The organism is Nitrobacter sp. JJSN, assembly GCF_051912485.1.
Lineage (GTDB): Bacteria > Pseudomonadota > Alphaproteobacteria > Rhizobiales > Xanthobacteraceae > Nitrobacter.
Genome location: NZ_CP196822.1, coordinates 3,577,024 through 3,594,920, shown reverse-complemented (window position 1 = coordinate 3,594,920; position 17,897 = coordinate 3,577,024). Strand labels below are relative to the sequence as shown.

18 protein-coding genes and 2 pseudogenes are annotated in these 17,897 nt (G+C 61.7%); 10 read left to right on the top strand and 10 right to left on the bottom strand.

The features are described 5' to 3' along the window. The first annotated feature begins 23 nt into the window (after positions 1 to 23). A complete protein-coding gene (locus ACSZOQ_RS17485) occupies positions 24 to 611 on the top strand; it encodes a thermonuclease family protein (protein WP_439923667.1) in 588 nt (195 codons plus the stop codon). 19 nt (positions 612 to 630) lie between these two features. On the opposite strand, the gene ACSZOQ_RS17480 is transcribed toward ACSZOQ_RS17485, so the two are convergent. The 3 genes from ACSZOQ_RS17480 to ACSZOQ_RS17470 all read right to left on the bottom strand — a co-directional run bounded on the left by ACSZOQ_RS17480 (position 631) and on the right by ACSZOQ_RS17470 (position 4,100). Then, positions 631 to 1,149 (bottom strand): L,D-transpeptidase, encoded by a 519-nt coding sequence (locus ACSZOQ_RS17480; protein WP_439923666.1) that lies wholly within the window; start codon positions 1,147 to 1,149, stop codon positions 631 to 633. A gap of 293 nt (positions 1,150 to 1,442) precedes the next feature. Then, positions 1,443 to 3,074, bottom strand: coding sequence for a lysine--tRNA ligase (locus ACSZOQ_RS17475; RefSeq protein WP_439923665.1), 1,632 nt, complete (start codon positions 3,072 to 3,074; stop codon positions 1,443 to 1,445). Positions 3,075 to 3,179: 105 nt separating this feature from the next. Then, the gene (locus tag ACSZOQ_RS17470) at positions 3,180 to 4,100 is read right to left on the bottom strand and encodes a transporter substrate-binding domain-containing protein (protein ID WP_439923664.1); all 921 of its coding nucleotides are present in this window, start codon (positions 4,098 to 4,100) and stop codon (positions 3,180 to 3,182) included. Between the two features lie 81 nt (positions 4,101 to 4,181). Here ACSZOQ_RS17470 and ACSZOQ_RS17465 point away from each other — a divergent pair, with 81 nt between their 5' ends. After that, entirely contained in the window at positions 4,182 to 6,215 is a 2,034-nt protein-coding gene (locus tag ACSZOQ_RS17465; RefSeq protein WP_439923663.1) for a glycosyltransferase family 2 protein, read from the top strand. Here ACSZOQ_RS17465 and ACSZOQ_RS17460 read toward each other — a convergent pair. The 3 genes from ACSZOQ_RS17460 to ACSZOQ_RS17450 form a co-directional block, all read right to left on the bottom strand. Beyond that, positions 6,206 to 6,814 carry an SCO family protein gene (locus ACSZOQ_RS17460; RefSeq protein WP_439923662.1) on the bottom strand — a complete coding sequence of 203 codons (609 nt, stop codon included), beginning with the start codon at positions 6,812 to 6,814 and terminating at the stop codon, positions 6,206 to 6,208. The genes ACSZOQ_RS17465 and ACSZOQ_RS17460 overlap by 10 nt on opposite strands. Positions 6,815 to 6,823: 9 nt before the next feature. Further along, positions 6,824 to 6,997, bottom strand: a complete 174-nt coding sequence (locus ACSZOQ_RS17455) for a hypothetical protein (protein WP_439923661.1) — start codon at positions 6,995 to 6,997, stop codon at positions 6,824 to 6,826. A gap of 156 nt (positions 6,998 to 7,153) precedes the next feature. After that, positions 7,154 to 7,612: a hypothetical protein gene (locus ACSZOQ_RS17450; protein WP_439923660.1), complete on the bottom strand. Its 459-nt coding sequence runs from the start codon at positions 7,610 to 7,612 to the stop codon at positions 7,154 to 7,156. A 376-nt stretch (positions 7,613 to 7,988) separates the two neighbouring features. Here ACSZOQ_RS17450 and ACSZOQ_RS17445 point away from each other — a divergent pair, with 376 nt between their 5' ends. The 3 genes from ACSZOQ_RS17445 (at position 7,989) to ACSZOQ_RS17435 (ending at position 9,661) form a co-directional block, all read left to right on the top strand. Then, positions 7,989 to 8,681, top strand: a complete 693-nt coding sequence (locus tag ACSZOQ_RS17445) for an RNA polymerase sigma factor (protein WP_439923659.1) — start codon at positions 7,989 to 7,991, stop codon at positions 8,679 to 8,681. Positions 8,682 to 8,772: 91 nt separating this feature from the next. Continuing rightward, positions 8,773 to 9,294, top strand: a complete 522-nt coding sequence (locus ACSZOQ_RS17440; protein WP_439923658.1) for a DUF4142 domain-containing protein — start codon at positions 8,773 to 8,775, stop codon at positions 9,292 to 9,294. A gap of 97 nt (positions 9,295 to 9,391) precedes the next feature. Next, positions 9,392 to 9,661 (top strand): cupredoxin domain-containing protein, encoded by a 270-nt coding sequence (locus ACSZOQ_RS17435; RefSeq protein WP_439923657.1) that lies wholly within the window; start codon positions 9,392 to 9,394, stop codon positions 9,659 to 9,661. Between the two features lie 70 nt (positions 9,662 to 9,731). Here the strand turns inward: ACSZOQ_RS17435 and ACSZOQ_RS17430 are convergent, their stop codons facing one another. Continuing rightward, a complete protein-coding gene (locus ACSZOQ_RS17430; protein WP_439923656.1) occupies positions 9,732 to 10,295 on the bottom strand; it encodes a hypothetical protein in 564 nt (187 codons plus the stop codon). A gap of 232 nt (positions 10,296 to 10,527) precedes the next feature. Between ACSZOQ_RS17430 and ACSZOQ_RS17425 the strand changes: the two genes are divergently transcribed. From ACSZOQ_RS17425 to ACSZOQ_RS17415, 3 genes and pseudogenes are all read left to right on the top strand, one after another. Next, positions 10,528 to 12,177 carry a hypothetical protein gene (locus ACSZOQ_RS17425; RefSeq protein WP_439923655.1) on the top strand — a complete coding sequence of 550 codons (1,650 nt, stop codon included), beginning with the start codon at positions 10,528 to 10,530 and terminating at the stop codon, positions 12,175 to 12,177. A 152-nt stretch (positions 12,178 to 12,329) separates the two neighbouring features. After that, positions 12,330 to 12,663: pseudogene (locus ACSZOQ_RS17420) on the top strand (IS21 family transposase); the annotation flags it as partial. Positions 12,664 to 12,800: 137 nt separating this feature from the next. Beyond that, positions 12,801 to 13,028 (top strand): helix-turn-helix domain-containing protein, encoded by a 228-nt coding sequence (locus ACSZOQ_RS17415; protein WP_439923654.1) that lies wholly within the window; start codon positions 12,801 to 12,803, stop codon positions 13,026 to 13,028. Between the two features lie 69 nt (positions 13,029 to 13,097). Here the strand turns inward: ACSZOQ_RS17415 and ACSZOQ_RS17410 are convergent, their stop codons facing one another. Continuing rightward, entirely contained in the window at positions 13,098 to 13,337 is a 240-nt protein-coding gene (locus ACSZOQ_RS17410) for a helix-turn-helix domain-containing protein (protein ID WP_439923653.1), read from the bottom strand. Between the two features lie 347 nt (positions 13,338 to 13,684). On the opposite strand from ACSZOQ_RS17410, the gene ACSZOQ_RS17405 reads away from it, so the two are divergent. Beyond that, positions 13,685 to 14,239, top strand: a complete 555-nt coding sequence (locus ACSZOQ_RS17405; RefSeq protein ID WP_439923652.1) for a hypothetical protein — start codon at positions 13,685 to 13,687, stop codon at positions 14,237 to 14,239. A 60-nt stretch (positions 14,240 to 14,299) separates the two neighbouring features. Then, on the top strand, positions 14,300 to 14,626 hold the full coding sequence (locus tag ACSZOQ_RS17400; RefSeq protein WP_439923651.1) for a DUF6634 family protein: 327 nt from the start codon (positions 14,300 to 14,302) through the stop codon (positions 14,624 to 14,626). Positions 14,627 to 15,466: 840 nt separating this feature from the next. Here ACSZOQ_RS17400 and istB read toward each other — a convergent pair. Continuing rightward, positions 15,467 to 16,330, bottom strand: a complete 864-nt coding sequence (istB, locus tag ACSZOQ_RS17395) for an IS21-like element helper ATPase IstB (protein WP_439922720.1) — start codon at positions 16,328 to 16,330, stop codon at positions 15,467 to 15,469. 8 nt (positions 16,331 to 16,338) lie between these two features. Further along, positions 16,339 to 17,829, bottom strand: a pseudogene (gene istA / locus ACSZOQ_RS17390) (IS21 family transposase); the annotation flags it as partial. Positions 17,830 to 17,897 lie beyond the last annotated feature (68 nt).

The window sequence follows — 17,897 nt, the reverse complement described above, 5'->3', positions numbered from 1 at the left end:
GTGTCAAGTATATAATTGGGAATATGTACCCATATACCAGAATAAATGCATCGTCAGGGCCGCGCTGGCGCAACCGGCTATCGCCGATCCTGCCCTGGATCTTCATTTTGGGGGTGGTGGCGGGCACGATGCTGCCGATTCGGAGCTGGGTGCACTGGCCGCCGGCGGTCGTTAACCAAACGTCGCTGCCGTCCGAGACTGACACGCGTGCGATCTGGGCTGGTGCCGCCAATTCGGGGGTGCGGCACCCGGTCGACGTTGTCAGGACGATCGACGGCGATACCTTCGAGGCGCTGGTTCATCTGTGGCCCGGTCTCGACATGACGACGCGGGTGCGGTTGCGCGGCATCGACGCGGCGGAAATGAAGGCCGCTTGTCCCGAAGAACTGCGGCTGGCGAAAGCCGCGAGTGCCCGGCTGCACGATCTGCTCGGCGAGGGTGGAATCACGATCTACAATATCGGTCCTGACAAATATCACGGGCGCATCGTTGCTGATGCTGCCACGGTGCGGACGCCAGACGTCTCGGCCGCGATGCTGGCGAGCGGTCACGCCCGCGCCTACCACGGCGGGCATCGCGGACGCTGGTGCACCAGCGCGAGCTCGCAATGACCGGTGAATGTGTTTACAATCAGCGCTGTGTCACCACCACCGGCGTTCCAATCGAAACGCGCCGGTAGAGGTCGTCGATGTCGTCGTTGTACATGCGGATGCAGCCATAGGACACGAAATGACCGACCGTCGCTGGCCGGTTGGTGCCGTGAATGGCGTATTGTCCGCCGCCGGACAGCGTCATCGCCGCAACGCCCATCGGATTCGACGGCGAGCCGCCGGCGATCACGTCCGGAATATTCGGATTGTCGCGCTTCACGTCCGCCGGCGGCGCCCATGCGGGCTCGCGATACTTGCCTTCGATTTGCGCGGTGCCCGCCCATTGCTTGCCGGCCTTGCCGACGCCGACGGGATAGCGGATCGCACGATCCTGATCGACGATCAGGTAGAGCCGACGCTCCTTCGTCTTTACGACGATCGTGCCCGGCGCATAGTCACTGCGATAGCTCACAGCATCTGGCCTCGCCTCGGCCGACGCAATACCGAGCAAGCTCGCTCCGATCGTGGCGGCCAATGCCACCGCAGTCTTCGTCAACATCCTTCGCTCCAAATTGCACCGCCGCCGCATCCGTCACATTCGGAGATCATCAGGGTACCTGTGCGTTTTGCCGACGTGTTGTCAGCCGGGTTCGTGACTCGGTCTGTTTCGGCGGCCGTGACGCGCGGCGCTGCGACCGTATTCAAAGAAAATCCCGCAAACAAAGTAAATCACCGGAAAACAACACTCGGATGCAAAACCGCCGCTAGCACCGGCTGGCAGCTGACAATCCTGTGAGAAGGTATCGAAGCGTTACACCGGTGCTGGCCGAACTGGCGGGAATTGGAAAGACGTTACGCCGCCCGCGCCAGGGTGCCGTCGATCATCGCGATGGCGTTCTGTAAGCCGTAGACCGCGACGAACGAGCCGAAGCGCGGTCCCTTCTCCTGGCCGAGCAGCACTTGATAGAGCATGTTGAACCAGTCGAGCGAGACGCCGGGGCGGCCGTCCTTGGCCAGCTTCTTGTGGTTGAGGAAGGGTTCGCGGCGGCCGATCTCATAGACCGCGTTCTGAATGTCTTCGGCCGAGGTATCAGCGGGCAGTTGCGACAGTGCATCGCGAAGGTCGGACAGCGCTGCGCGCTCATTCTCGGTCGGCTTGCGGAACGTTTTCGTCGGCGCGACGAAGTCGCGGTAATAGTTGATGGCATAGCCGACCAGCGCATCCAGCTTCGGATGGGTCTGCGGCGTGACGCCGGGCCGGTAGCGGCCGATGAAGCCCCACAGGGTTTCGGCATTCTCCGCGTTCGATGACGACACAAGCGTCAGCAGCAACTGGAACGTGACCGGCATGTCGGCCGCAGGCGGGCGGCCGGCATGAATGTGCCAGACCGGGTTGGCGAGCTGCTGCCTTGCATCCTGACGCGGATAGCCTTCGAGAAACTGCTGGTAGTCGTCGACGTTGCGCGGGATCACGTCGAAATATAGCCGCTTCGCCGCCTTCGGCTCGCGATACATGAACAGCGACAGCGATTCCGGCGAGGCATAGCGCAGCCATTCGTCGATCGTGAGCCCGTTGCCCTTCGATTTGGAAATCTTCTGGCCCTTGTCGTCGAGAAACAGTTCGTAGTTGAAGCCTTCCGGCGGCGTCCCGCCGAGCGCGGAGCAGATCTTGCCCGACAGCTTGACTGAATCGATCAGGTCCTTGCCGGCCATCTCATAATCGACGCCGAGCGCGGTCCAGCGCATCGCCCAGTCCGGCTTCCATTGCAGCTTGCAGTGACCGCCGGTGACGGGGACCGTGACCCGCTCCCCGGTTTCGGGGTCGTCGTAGGAAACCGTGCCGGCCTTGGCATCATGGGCGACGATCGGCACCTGCAGCACCAAGCCGGTGCGTGGGCAAATGGGCAGGAATGGCGAATAACTCGCCGCGCGCTCCTCGCGCAGGGATGGCAGCATGATCGCCATCACCTTGTCGATGTTTTCGAGCACCTTCAGAAGCGTGGCGTCGAAGCGGCCCGAGGTGTAGTAGGCCGTCGAACTGGCGAATTCGTAATCGAAGCCGAAGGTGTCGAGGAAGGCGCGCAGCCGAGCGTTGTTGTGCTCGCCGAAGCTCGGATGGGTGCCGAAGGGATCGCGAACCTGCGTCAGCGGCTTGCCGAGATCCTGCGCCAGCAGCTCCTTGTTGGGCACATTGTCCGGCACCTTGCGCAGGCCGTCCATGTCGTCGGAAAACGCCAGCAGCCGTGTCTTGATCCTGTCTTCGGTCAGCACGCGGAAGGCGTGACGCACCATGGTGGTGCGCGCGACCTCGCCGAAGGTGCCGATATGCGGCAATCCGGAGGGGCCGTAGCCGGTTTCGAACAGCACCTCATCTTTTGGCGCCTTCTTCAGGCGCACGACGATCTGTTTCGCCTGCTCGAACGGCCACGCATTGGATTGCTCGGCGAGCGTGCGCAGATCACTCGCTGATATCACGTCTGACATCTCAACTCCCCATGGCGCGCGGCATCGTCCGCTGCGCCAGCCTTATCCTTTATGATTGAGCATCATCTTCTCCGAAAACCGGTTCCCACTTTTCGGGATCATGCTCTAAAACGGGCTGACGGAAAAATACCGCAGCCACAGGTCGGTATAGCGGCCTTTTTCCCAGATCCGGAACAGCGCCCAGTTCAACGCCTGGCGCAGCACGTCATTGCCCTTTTTCACGGTGATGCTGATGCCTTCGCCGAAATAGCGGCTTTCGATAAAGGGTCCGCCGCTGAACGCGCAGCAGTTTTCCGAATCGGTGCCGTTGATCCAGAATGCGAGCGCAATGGCATCGCCAAAAATGAAGTCGACGTCGCCCCGCCGCAGCGCCTGCCGCAGCGTCTCGTCGTTCGGATAGGTGTGCAGTTCGGCGTCGGTGAAAAGAGCCTTGAGATAGGCCCCGTGCGCCGACCCGGCGATCACGCCGACCTTCTTGCCCTCGAGGTATTCCGGACGCACCTCCGCCATCACGGCGTCGCGCCGCGACACGAATCGTGCCGGCGCTCGATAATACGGATCGGTGACATCCACTCGCTTGCGCAGCTCCGGCGTTACCGCGAGCGAGGCGATGATGGCATCGCCACGGTTGCTGGTGAGCGCGTCCACCAGCGTCTCGAAGCGCCGCATCTGAATCGTGCAGGTGACCTTGATCTCCTCGCACAGGGCGCGCGCCAGATCGACATTGAAGCCGGCCGGATTGCCGTCGGGACCGGTGAAGTTGAAGGGCGGATAGTCGGTCTCGGTCAGAAACCGGATCACGGTTAGGCGGGACAGATCGGGGCGGTCCGGACGGCGGCGCGGATCCCAGAAGCCCGGCACCGCCTGTGGCGCGACGGCCGCGGTCTTCGCCGCTGTCTGTGCGCGCGCACCGTTGATTGCTGCGCCTGAAACCAGCATGGCGCAGGCGATCAGCAGGCAACCCAGCGTGGTCGCACGGCGGCGGATCAATCTTTCGTTGGCGGAGACGGTAATCTGTGGTTGCATTGACCGCGGCTTTTCGGACGGAGGGTCTTATAAACCATCCGGAGCGAGACGCGAGTATCGTTTGTGGCTTGGGGGCGTTACTTGGGCAGGCGGGATCGTGTCGAGGATGGCGGCTGGGCCGCCGCGTCCGGCCGCGCCGTGCCTGCGGAGTCGCCGCTCCCGCAGTCGCCCGTCGGCGTCATTCACATCCCGCAATCGAGCAATGACAACTGGCTGTGTGACCCGGAGTCGGGTCCCCCGAGCGAGCTGGATTGCCTGCGGCACGTTCTCGCCCCAGCCTTGCTGAGCGCGGCCGAGGCGCGCGGCCGCGAGGTGGGAGTTGGAGCGGATCAGGCGCTGATCCGATCGGGTGTCATCGATGAAGACGCCTACCTGCAAGCACTTTCCTTTCACACCGGTCTTGCGATCGAGACATTCGCAGACGCTTCCCGCGGCGATTGCCTTTTGTCTGATCGTCATCTGTCCCGCGCCGCGCAACATGGGCTGCTTCCGCTGCGCCGGCATGGGCAGTTGATCTGGGCCGTCGCACCGCGCGGGTTCGGCGCGCGACGGCTCTGCCGCCTGGTCGCCGCATATCCATCATTATGCGATCGGATCTGTCTGATATCGACGCGAGACCTCAATCAGTTCCTGCTGCGGCAGGAGGCAGGCGACGCGCTCGGCCGGTCCGCCGCGGATGCGCTCGGCCGACGATTCCCGGCCCTCTCCGCCGCGCCAATTGCCGATGGTGTCCCCGCCGGGATGCGGGCAGTGCGGCGCCTCGCGCAGACCGGCGCCCTCGCCGGCATAGTGACGCTGATGCCAACCTCCGCCCTGGATATCTGGAGCAGCGTGCTGGCGGTATGGTTTCTTGCATTCATCGGCCTGCGGCTCGCGGCCAGCTTGAGGCCACCCCGCCCCAATGTGCGACTGCCGCGCATCCCTGACGGCCGTTTGCCGGTCTATACCGTGATCGCGGCGCTGTACCGCGAGGCGGCATCGGTCGCACCGCTGATGCAGGCCATCGGCGCCCTCGACTACCCGCGTGAAAAGCTCGACGTCATCATCGTGATCGAGCTCGACGATCTCGAAACCCGCGCCGCCCTTGCAAGGCTCGGCCCGATGCCGCATGTCCAGATCCTGCTCGCCCCGGCGGAAGGGCCGCGCACCAAGCCGAAGGCGCTGAATTGCGCGCTGCCGTTCGTGCGCGGCAGCTTCACCGCCGTGTTCGACGCCGAAGACCATCCCGATCCGGGTCAACTCCGCGCCGCGCTCGACGCATTTCGCATTCAGGGCAATGACGTGGCCTGCGCCCAGGCCAGCCTCTGCATCGAAAATCAGTCGGACAGCTGGCTCTCGCGCATGTTCGCGGCTGAATATGCCGGTCAGTTCGACGTCTTCCTTCCGGGGCTCGCGTCATTCGGCGTGCCGCTGCCGCTCGGCGGATCGTCGAACCACTTCCGCACCGCGGTCCTTCGCGAGGTCGGCGGCTGGGATGCCTACAATGTCACTGAGGACGCCGACCTCGGATTCCGGCTGGCGCGCTTCGGCTACCGGTCGACCACCTTCGCGTCGACAACCTTCGAGGAGGCGCCGGCGCGTTTCGGTGGATGGTTACGCCAGCGTTCGCGCTGGATGAAGGGTTGGATGCAGACTTGGAGCGTGCACATGCGCCGGCCCTGGCGGCTGTGGAGGGATGCGGGCGCGAAGGGTTTTTTTACGCTGAACGCCGTCGTCGGAGGCAACGTGCTGACGGCGCTGACCTTTCCGATTCTCGCAGTCAATATGGCGGTCGAACTGCTGGCGCGTTCCGGCGGAGTGACAGAGGAATTCGCCGCGAGCCCGGTCACGCCGCTGTACCTGACCACAATCGTCGCCGGGTTCGTCTCAACGATTGTGGTCGGTCTGATGGGCCTCGCGCGGCGCGGGCAATTGCGGCAGGGCTGGATCCTGGCACTGACGCCGGTCTATTGGGCCTGTCTTTCGATCGCGGCGTGGCGCGCACTGTATCAACTGCTGACCGAACCCTACCGATGGGAGAAGACCGAGCACGGCCTGTCCCCGCGAACTCGGTCAAACGCTACCTCGCAGACCCCCCGCGCCATGGCCACCGAACGGCGGCGGCGTTACAGATAGCGCTTCAGGTCGGCGGCTGCCGCTTCGGGCGAACGGCTGAGATTGAACGGCGAGACGAAGTGGCCGTCGCGATCCATCAGATAGATCAGCGCCGTATGATCCATTGAATAACCGCCATCCTTCAGCGGACTCTTTTTGGCGAAGACCCGATATCCGGACACGATCTTCCCGACCGCAGCCGCATCGCCGGTCAAGCCTTTCAGGTGCGGATCGAAGCTTGAAAGATACTCCTTCATCGCGGCCTGGGTGTCGCGCTCCGGATCGACCGTAACGAAATAGGCATTGATGCGGTCGGCATCCTTGCCCATCGCCCGCAGCACCTCCGACATTTCGAACAGCGAGGTCGGGCAGACGTCGGGACAATGGGTATAGCCGAAGAAGATGATCGTCGGACGGCCCACCAGATCCTTTTCGGTGACGGTCTGGCCGGTCTGGTCGGTCAGTTGGAACGGACCGCCGATCGACGCCGGCGCGGACTTGCCGACCAAGCCGCCGCCAGTCAGGCCGCCGCCGAGCCACAGCACCGCCGTGAGACCAATTGCCAGGCTGCCGGCGAAAGCCGCAAACACAATTAGCGGGCGGGTAGCTCGATTTGTCATCAGATGTCCCTAGAAGCAGGCGGCGATGCCGGAGGCAAGCATCTCGAAGAACACCGCGGTTCCGTAGTGCGCCCAGAGTGCCAGCGTTCCGAGCAGCAGCGCCACAGCAGCGGCTGCGCTGCCTGTTACGATCGTGGAGGCGATCCCCCGTTGCGAAGCCGCCAGTTGCGCCGGGCGCTGCATGATTTTCGCAATTCCCGTGAAGGATCAATTCGTCGGCCGTCGACGGGCGCACCGCCTGCCGACCCCGGTGAGGTTTCAGATAAGGCCAGTCGCGCCCTCAAGGCAAGCGCAACCGCCTGCGATCACGTTGTGATGAATGGGCCACGTTGCCGAGGGTTAGTGCGCCGATGATGCCTGCGCGTTAAGGTAGCATGGACGGTACATATCAGCGAGCTGGCGTCCGCGCAGGAAGATCATGCGCCGGGTCAAACCGCCGCGCTGTTGGATCCAGCGCCGGACTGCGGAAGGGTACATCAGATACAGCATGTGGGTCGCTTCAGGATTGGTCACGGCCCGGCCGTCGGATCCGATATCCCAGGCGGCGTGAAATCCGAGTGCGGCATGGGATGTCACGCAGATCCTGTCGTGTGGAACCGCGCCGAGAACGATGGTGCAGGCCGATGCGCATAGTCCGTCGATGATGACGGACTGGCCGGAGTTCCGAAGGTCCTGAAATCTATCGACATAGGTTCCGATTCGGCCGCCCCGATCCTCACCGATCCGGACCACGGCGTGACTTGCAGCAACATGTCCCAGCACAAGAACCGCTGCGAGCAATCCTGTCACGACCCTCATTGTCTGCCCCGGCGTTGATCCCGAATCTGCAGGAACCTTTGTGCGATTCCCAAGTGTGCAGCCTCCAGTGAGATCGGTGTTTTGTCCAGACGACTGCGATCTCTCTAATCAGATTCAAATCCAGTGTTGCCGACGCGCTGCACTCCGGGAGCATCTTCCGGCTAAGTGAAATCCGGTTCGCGTAAAGAAAATGCTCCCAATCGATAACGGCGTGCATTCTGATCGCAAAACGGTATCCACTTTGCGGAATACGCGCTGGCTGGTCATCCGCCGGAGCAGCGGATTTATGGTTAACTTGCGTAGACTTGGGAACCTGACCGACTTTGCCGCATCCATCTCTCTGAAGGTAGAGTATCCTGAGATCGGAGCGAGGCGCATGCAACAGGTTCAGTCCCGGCTGGTCGTCGGCCCCGGCGCCGATGACCTAGAACTGGTTCGCCGCGCCCGCGAGCGTGACGAAGGCGCCATCCGCGCCATCATGCAGGCGAACAATCGCAAGCTCTACCGGATCGCCCGCGGCATCCTGCGCAACGACAGCGAGGCCGAGGACGTCGTGCAGGAAACCTACGTGCGCGCCTTCACGCATCTCGAAAGTTTTCGTGGCGACGCCCGTCTCGCAACCTGGCTAGCGCGCATCGCCATGAATGAGGCGCTTGGCCGGCTGCGGCGGCAGCGCCCGACCGTCGACTGGACCACGCTGGAGCCGGGTGTGCTGAACGCCCAGATCATCCAGTTTCCCGTGTCCGCCACCTCCGATGATCCGGAAAAAACCATGGCCCAGCGCGAAATGCAGCATATCGTCGAGCAGGCGGTTGACGAACTGCCGGAGGCGTTCCGCATCGTCTTCATCACCCGCGTAATCGAGGGAATGGACGTAGAGGAAACCGCTGAGATCCTTGATCTCAAGCCGGAAACCGTGAAGACACGGCTTCATCGCGCCCGCGCGATGTTGCGCGAGAACGTCGAGAAAAAGATCGGCCCGGTCGTGATGGAGGCATTTCCCTTCGCCGGGAAACGTTGCGCGCGCCTGACCGACGCGGTTCTCGGCCGGCTTGGTCTGACCAAATAATTGGGAACTTGTTCCGCCTGGCCGCATCTAATCCTGTGTGCCTCAACAAATGCCCGGCGATTCCAGTCGCGGCGTCACAGGAGTATCAAGAATGCTTGTTCGACTGAGCACGGCGATCGCCGCTGCAGCGCTACTGAGCAGCGGTGCCCTCGCGCAGGGCGCGAAACCCACCGATCCGCAGATCGCGCATATCGCCTACACCGCCGGCGTCATCGATGTTACCGCGGCGAAGCAGGCGCTGGAGAAATCCAAGAATAAGGAAGTGAAGGCTTTCGCCGCCGATATGGTGCGCGATCATGAGGCGGTGAACAAGAAGGCGCTCGCGCTGGTCAAGAAGCTGAAGGTCACTCCCGAAGACAACGACACCAGCCGCACGCTGTCCAAGAACGCTGCTGCCAAGCTTAAGGAGCTGTCGGCACTGAAGGGCGCCGCGTTCGACAAGGCCTACGTCGACAACGAGGTCGCCTATCACAAGGCGGTCGACAGCGCGCTTGAAACCCTGCTCATTCCGTCGGCCAGCAATGACGAGTTGAAGAGCCTGCTGCAGACGGGGCTCAAGATCTTCGAGGGCCACGAGCAGCATGCCGAACACGTCGCGGCCGAGCTGAAGTAAGGAACGTTGCATGAATCCGGGCGGATATATCCCGATCGTTGCGGCCTCGAGAATTGCAGCCTTGAGAATCGCAGTTTTGGGGATCGCAGTTTTGGGAATGTCCGTCCCGGCTCGTGCGGCGACGGTTCAAATCACGATGCAGGATCTCGAGATCGCGCCAGCCGCGGCGGCCGCGAAAGTTGGCGACACCATCGAATGGGTCAACAAGGACATCTTCGCGCATACCGCGACGGCCCGAAACGGCGACTGGGATGTGACGCTGCCGCCGAACAAGACCGTCAAGCTCGTTCTGAAAAAGGCGGGAACGATCGACTACTACTGCCGCTTCCATCCCAACATGAAGGCCAGACTGACCATCGCGCCGTAACAGCTTTATGGCAGGTCTCTCGGTCCGGGCGATGGTCCCGGATTGCTGAGCCGAACCACCGGCTGCACGGTCAGGCGGGTTGCGTGCGCCGCAGCGCCATCGCCAGGCAAATGGCGACGCCGGCCTGCCAGACTGGATAGAGCGTCGACACCAGATCGAGGTTGAGCGCGTTGTCCAGCGCGAGCAGCGCGCCGGCGCTGGTGCCGGTTACCAGCATCGGCAGCCACGCCAGCGGATCGCGGGGGCTGGCGGGCAGCAGGCTGACGCCGAGCGCCAGGATACCGGAGCCGACGAAACCCCCGGCCAAACCGGACAGAACGTTTCTCACGGCGCTTTCGGAAGCGGAAATCTGTCCGTCGATCCAGATCGCCGCGCTCACCGCCCAGACGAAGGCGATCATCGTCACCACGGCTCCGGCCAGCGCTGCCCACCGCGGATTGTCCGAGTCGATCTGGATCAGAACGAGGACAAGAATCGCGAACGGCACCGCCACTAGCGCTATTCGCAAGTCGCCCGGCGAACCATTGATGTGGTCGATCAGCGGCTGGACCAGCGGCGTCAGAATGCCTGTTCCGACGCCCGCGGCACCGGTCTTGAGGAGTCCGTCACGGCTGCTGTCATGCGGCGCGGCCATCCCGGTCAAGAGCCTCCTGGTTCGCCTCACGCGGCGATAATGGAGCGGGCGAAGGGAATCGAACCCTCGTATGCAGCTTGGGAAGCGAAATTCCCGTACGAAGACTGACCACTTAACGCTCGCGCAACACATTGAAATAGCTTAATATTCTGAGTTCCTTCAGCTTTCGAAAAGTTCTCATATATGAGACCTTTGAGATGCTGCTTTGTATGACTGTTGTACGGAGTACCGGATGCCAAAATCGCCTACTTATGAGCGTGAGGTCAAGTCGCTAATTGATAATGACGTGCAGAGCGCGATTTCGTACAGCAGCAGCAGATGGATCATCGGCAAAGTCGCTGAATGGCGGGACCGGAAGACGGTCGGTCTAACCCTTCGTATCACGCCCGGCAAAGCCATCTGGTATGTGCGCCGGCGCGAAGTGACGCTGCGACTTGGATCAGCCTCGGAGATCAATCTCGATGCTGCGCGTTACTTCGCACAGCAGACGAACCTCGCGGCTAAGAGAAAACGTAATCTGAGGGAATTCGTCGATACGCTAGTGAGGCTCGAGACCACCTCCAAGCACAAGGACCGCTTAGGGCATGCGGAATGGGCGGGCGAGTTGGCCGACGAAACCTCTTTGCTGGCTTACCGGAAGCGCATTGGCGACACCGGAATTACTTGGACCTGGAAGTCGTTGACGAACCAGTTTCTAGAATATCAGAAGCCCAAACTGAAGGCGAAATACCGCAAGCAGTACGAACACTATCTGACGCTGCCAGAATTCTCGCGGATCAATGGAATGCTGGTGAGCGAGGTTAAGCTTCGTGACCTCGAAATGTTGAGAGACAACATCCATCTCAATCATGCACCTTCGGCGGCCCATCGCGCGCTCACGCAGTCGAAGCGAATGTTGAGTTGGGCGTGGAAATATCACGCCACCGCTGCGGGATTGGAGGAGACCCAGGTCGAGTGGTGGACTAGATGGTCGTTCGAGTACAAGACAAAGAAGCGGACGCACGCGCCGGCGATCGAGGAGATCGCACGGACGATCGTGATTGCCGAGAAATTTCGGTGCCTAGCTGACGGCGAGCATGAAACGTATGCCGGGACGATCGGTGCCCTGTGGGGTGTAGCTCTGACTGCCCAGAGAACTGGCGGATTCCTCCAGTTGAAACTCGATCGCCTCTTCGATCCGCTGAAAGCCGAGCGGAAGCTAAAGGGATGGAAGGTCGCAAACTGGACCGAGGAGGAGATGAAAGGTGGTCGCGACGGCGGACGTCCTCACTCGCTTCCTCTGCCACCCGAAGCGCTAGAAATCCTCAACCGCTATCACGCCGAGTCAGGCGGAAAGTCCGAATGGATGTTCACGGGGCGTGACCCCACAAAACACATAACGCAGGCTGCGCTGAATCTCTTGATGTACCGCCTGCAAGGCCGCGTCTACGATCACACCATAAGGCAGAAGCCGGTACGCAAGGGCAAACCCGGTCCTCAACCTCAGCCTAAGAAGGAGAGGCCGAACCTCTTCGAAATATATGGCATCGAGCCATGGACGCTCCACGACGCGCGCAGGACGTTGACGACGTTCCTAGACGACAGACGCTTAGGCGGAGCCGCTACTGCGATACTCGGCCACAAGACAGATCATGATCGTGTCGACGATCGCGAACGCATGGCGTCCGTGACCGAACAGCATTATAACCGCAGTCAACGGATTGGCCTCAAAGCGGAAGGTATGACGATTTGGGTCAAGGCTCTGCTCGCGGCCTACGACAAGGAACGGCGGAAATTTCGCGACTTGCGGCCGAAACACAAGATCCGCGGGAGCGCAAAGACAAGTGCAGGGTTGTCACCGGCGGTGACGAGCGTTGAGCGCATGGGCCACTCCATGACATAGGCTGTCGGTGCGGGCTTCTGCGCCAATAGCAGAACGACACTGTCGCTCCACTATTTCACCCACTACGAAAAGAACAACGGCCGGTATCACGAAGCGGGGCGTTGTCAGAACGCACGGAAGCCACGAAGAGCGGCCAGGCATTGGCGCGGCAATATCCGGCCGAGACCACGGAAGCCTTCCTGGACGGCCATGTCTCGGCCTTCGCCTTCTTCCGCGGCGTGCCGCGGTCGATCCTCTACGACAATCTCAAGATCGCGGTGGCCAAGATCTGCGGCGACGGCAAGCGCGAGCGGGCATTCACCGAGCTGGTGAGCCACTACCTGTTCCGGGATCGCTTTGGCCGCCCCGGCAAGGGGGAACGACAAGGGCAAGGTCGAGGGATTGGTGAGGTATGCCCGCTCGAACTTCCTGACGCCGATCCCGCTGGCGGCGAGCTTCGACGACCTCAACGCCACGCTGGCCGAACACTGCCGGGCGCGGCAGGCGGGGAGCGTGCCGCACAATCCCAGTGCGCATCTCCGCGGGCATGTCGCGTAATATATGATGTATCATATGGACTAAACTAAGCCCGTCATTTGACCGTGCCGTTCATGGTGCGGTCAGGATTCGATCGACGATTTCCCGTGCAGAATTCGCAAGTTGCGAAGGAGCTGGCTCGTAATGTCCGCCGTCTGCGCAAGCTCAAGGGCTGGACCCAGGACGAATTGGCGGCCAAACTGAGAATCGAGCAGATGGCTGTCAGTCTGATCGAAAACGGCCGGTCCAACCCCACGCTTCAAACGCTCGAGGCGATTGCGGAATGTCTGGACGTGCGGCTTGTTGATTTGTTCGGCACTCGCACTCCGAAGTAGATATTATTCGACCGAACTTCCGCATAGGCAGCTTGCGATCGAGAAATTTTGGCTCTTCTGACCGGAAATCTACAGCACGGAAATTCCCTTGGAGATCATCCCTTGGAATTGGAATCGGACGCCCGCTGCCTCGAATGCATTGCGGATGCTGGCGAGCGTCGCGGCATACGGCACGGAGCGCTCCAACTCATAACGTGCAATTGAGCGCTGGGAGACACCCGATCTCGTAGAAAGATACTCCTGGCTCCAGCGGAGCCACGCGCGCGCCGCGCGGACCTGGGCCGGAGAAACAGGGGGCTCGTTAACCATACCGTGATCTTGCACAGGACAACTGCGACCGCTCGTGTTATCGTTAAGCACATCCTAACTCTGGCTTCGGCGCTCATTCCCGAAGCTTCGAGTGCAATGCGGGAAGTGACTGCTCGGTCGAGCATACCAACGAATCCTTGAAAAGGATTAAGCTGCCGACCGCGAGTCCTTCACAGCACATTCGCCGTCGGAAATCAGTCGCGCCACCTTTGCCGGGGAAAAGGCACATTCGCGCGACGTTCACGGCTTTCGAAAATTGAGTTCGAACGAGATGCCCCCGAAGGGCGGGCGCTCATCTCGGCCGCGTCTGATCATATGATTTATCACATGAACAGGAGTACCCTTCGATGTGCCGCAAAGTTTCAGCCAATCCTTCGAAACGTCCGTCACCGCCGTCTCAGTCGCCCGCCAGCCAGTCGGACTTCTTTGCATGCGCACAGGCAAATGTCCCGGTTACGATCCCGGTGCAGCACCCCCTAAGCTGGTGGCGGACGCGGCCTGCCGACCAATGCAAGGAAGCCGATGTTCGTATCGCGCGGCACTTTCTCACGAGGTCCGCCATCATCGGTGAGCCGCACTGGTTCCTCGGGGCGGCGGGCGATGCGGCGATCACGATCGGCGTAGCTCTTCGCGCTCAAAGGCGCAAAGGCAATACGCTGGTCACAGTCGATCTCGCAATGACCGCGGTCCTGTGCTGTGCGCTCGAAGGAGACGTGACCGCTGCGCTCCTGATGGCCTCCATGCTCAAGCTTCGGACCGACATCGATCCGCGCTGCAAAATTCTTTCCGACAGCTGGCTAATTTACAAAGCTGCGACGCTCCCACCTCAACCGCGGCGGCGCGCACTCCTTCGTTCGCGATCGAGGCCTTCTCAAGAGCGGAGCCGGAAAGCGCCGCCGTGAAGCATTCCTCCGAGCTTGCACAGCGCAAACTTTGGCTCGCCCGAATCCTCGGAGACTGCAATGGCGACAATGACTACGCTTCATAACATCAGCCCTCTTTGCCGCGAATTGGAAAAACTAACCTGCGACCTGCGTAGCTTGAGCCAGGACAGTCAGCCTTCCGAGCAAGATCTGCAAGCCTGTCCAGTCCTCGACAGATGGTCGTTCGGGTTCTTGCCGGCCCCGTGTCTGGTTGGGGCGATCTCTCATCATCCCCTGCTTGGAGCTCACCCGCACATCCACACATCGGAGCTGGTGCTAATCGACCCACAGAAGCGGTGGGCTCGAACCTGGTCGCAGTTCTATCGGCTAGGAAAGCAACTGGTCCCGGAGATCGGCAGTGTCTGAGAAGGGCGATAGAAGCAACGCACTGCAACAGGAGCCCTAGGCCCACCAAGTAGGGTTCATAGTTTCTGTGATGGTCGGCGATGTTGGCCACTGCCCGAAATTGCGAAAGGGTGCCACCTAATATCTCTCACCTGCCATCATCTTTTAGCGGTCACGCATTCGCACTGAGGAATTGATCATGGCCAATTCAGCGGCAACAGAACCCTCATCCATCCCTTTGCCTGTCGAACTCTTGTGGCAGGGCGGATGGCCGCCGGCCGCGCACCTGTTCTGGTCACGTATTGCTGAGATCCCGGGTATCCCACGCGGCGATCTTGCTGCCGATTTCTGGTCGGGCGAGAAGGATCGCTGCAAACAAGCCAACCGCACCTTTGCTGGCCTGCTCTTCGCCGCAGGCCGCGGCGAGGAGGCACTCGCGGCACTGATGCTCGCTGCCGACCCAGCCGTCCCGCAAACCTTCGAGATCGTGCTGCCGCAGCTCGCCTACGCCATCGAGCATCGCTGGGACTGGCCGACGGCGCGAACGACACGGGCCGACACGCTTGGCCGGCTGATGGTCTGGTGGCGCGCGGCACGCGGAGATTTTGCGGATCTCGACCGCAGCATCTTCCTCATCGTCACGATCGAGATGCTGGAGCAGTACGATCCTTCCGATGGGCTGCCGACGCCCACGAGCGAACAGACCTCACGCGACGAGAACGAGGGCAGCCGGAGCGACGCGCCGCACGCGTCCGGCCTTGTCGTGATGGCCAAGGACAAGGCGACCAAGCTCAACAATTTCCACTCCGAGTTCAAGGACCTGGTCGATGCCCGCCTGCCACTGGTCGTCGCCCGCGACTGTCAATCGGCGCCGAAGTTTGACCCCGTATCGGCGTCCAAATTTGCCCCCTTTGATCGACGAGATTTAGCGGTAGCGCTCGGTCCGTCGGAGCTGGCCGGGATTGCGGAGACGGACCGAGCGCGGGTTGTTTGATCATCGTCGCGGCTTTTGAAGCGCCAGCTGTCGTTGCCGGTTTCGACGATGTCGCAGTGGTGGGTCAGACGATCGAGCAGCGCGGTGGTCATCTTGGCGTCGCCGAACACGCTGGGCCATTCGCCGAAGGCGAGATTGGTGGTGACGACGATGGAAGTGCGCTCGTAGAGCCGGCTGACGAGATGGAACAGAAGTTGTCCGCCGGATTGGGCAAATGGCAGGTAGCCGAGTTCGTCGAGGACGATGAAGTCCATTCGGGTCAGATGCTCGGCGATACGACCCTGCCGTCCGTTGCGGGTCTCGATCTCGAGACGATTGACGAGGTCGACGACGTTGTAGAAGCGCCCGCGGGCACCGGATCGAATGCAGCTTCGGGCGATGGCGATAGCCAGATGGGTCTTGCCGGTGCCTGTACCGCCGACCAGAACGGCATTGCGTTGCTGGGCGATGAAGCCACCGCCGGCGAGATCATTGACCAGCGTCTGGTTGATAGGGGTGCCCTCGAACTGGAAGCCATCGAGATCCTTGGCGAGCGGCAGCTTGGCGATAGTGAGCTGGTATTTGATCGAACGCGCCTGCTTCTCGTTGATCTCGGCATTGAGCAGGTCGCCGACAATGCGTTGCGGTTCGTGCTGGCGCTTGACGGCGGTCGCCATGATCTCGTCGAAGGCGGCCTTCATGCCATAGAGCTTGAGTTCGCTCATGAGGTCGAAGAGTTGAGTGCGTTCCATCAGACCGGTCTCCTGAGGTTGTCGTAACGGGCACAGTCAGCGATCGGCGCATGGCGCAAGGTCAGCGCCGCCGGGGTGAGGATGTTGGCTGGTGGCGCCGGCTCACGCTGGCGGGCGAGGATGTTGAGAACGACATCGGCGGAATGGACACTGTGGGCGATCGCCTCGGCACAGGCGGCCTCGACTGCCGGCAGTCCGTCGGTCAGCACCGCGTTGAGGATGTCGACCATCTGCCGATTGCCATCGTCGGCACCGGCGAGCTTGCGCCGCACACGCTCGATCGCGGCCGGCAGCACCCAGTCCTTGAACGGGGCGCCGTTGCGCAACGCGCCGGGTTTGCGAGCCAGCACCGGCACATAATGCCAGGGATCGTAGGTCGTCTCGCCGCGGCCGAAGGAACGCGGATGCTCGGCGACGATGCGTCCGTCCTGGCGGATCACGATGCGGTCGGCATAAGCTTGCACTTCGACGGGCCGCCCGACGGCGTTGGCCGTAACCGAGTATTTGTTGTTGTCGAAGCGCACCAGGCAGGTCTTCGAGACGGATGCCGGCACGGCATGGAATCCATCGAACCGGCCGGCATAGGGAACGAGCTTCGGCCGCTCGGCTTCGAACACTTCCCAGATCGTCTGTTCGGTCAGTTCCGGATGACGGTGCACCTTGGCGTAGGCGATGCACTTATCCAGCAGCCAGGCGTTCAACTCGTCGAGGGTTTTGAACCGCAGCCGCGGCGTGAAGAAGCGCTCCCGGACCAGCCCAACCTGGTTCTCAACCTGGCCCTTCTCCCAGCCCGAGGCCGGCGTGCAGGCGACCGGATCGACCAGGTAATGGCTGCACATCTGCATGAAGCGGCGATTGTAGAGACGCCCTTTGCCGACGAAGATCGTCTCCACCGCGGTCTTCATATTGTCGTAGATGCCGCGGCCGCAGGTGCCCTTGAACAGAGCGAAGGCCCGGTCGTGGGCGTCGAACACCATCTCCTGCGTCTCGCGTGGATAGGCGCGAGCGAACAGCATCCGGCTGTGACAGAGCCGGACATGAGCGACCTTCACGATCACCGTCACGCCATGCAGCAGGACAACCTCATGGCTCCAGTCGAACTGGTAGGCTTCTCCCGGTGCAAAGCTCAGCGGGACATAGGCCGCCGCCGTCGATTGTCCGCGCTCCTGGCTCCACCGTCTGGCGTAACGTCGCACAGCATCGTAGCCGCCGTCATAGCCGCGCCCGCGAAGCTCTTCGAAGACCCGGATCAGCGTCAGCTGTTCGCGAGCGGACTTCGCCGCGTTCGACGCCAGCAATCCGTCGAGATCAGCGGCCCATCGCCCCAGCTTCGGCCGCGGCTGCACCGCACGTTCGTACTCGAATGAGGTCTCCCCAGACCGCAACACCTTGCGGACCGTGTTCCGCGACACCTTCAGGTCGCGTGCGATCTCCTTGATCGTCTTGCCCTTGATGAAGTGCTCGCGGCGTATCCGCGCAATCGTCTCCACGATCAGCATCCCCAACCACCTGCTTCGTTCCAAAGCAGGCAGCGCAACAGACCAACCTATCGGGGGTCAATTTTGGA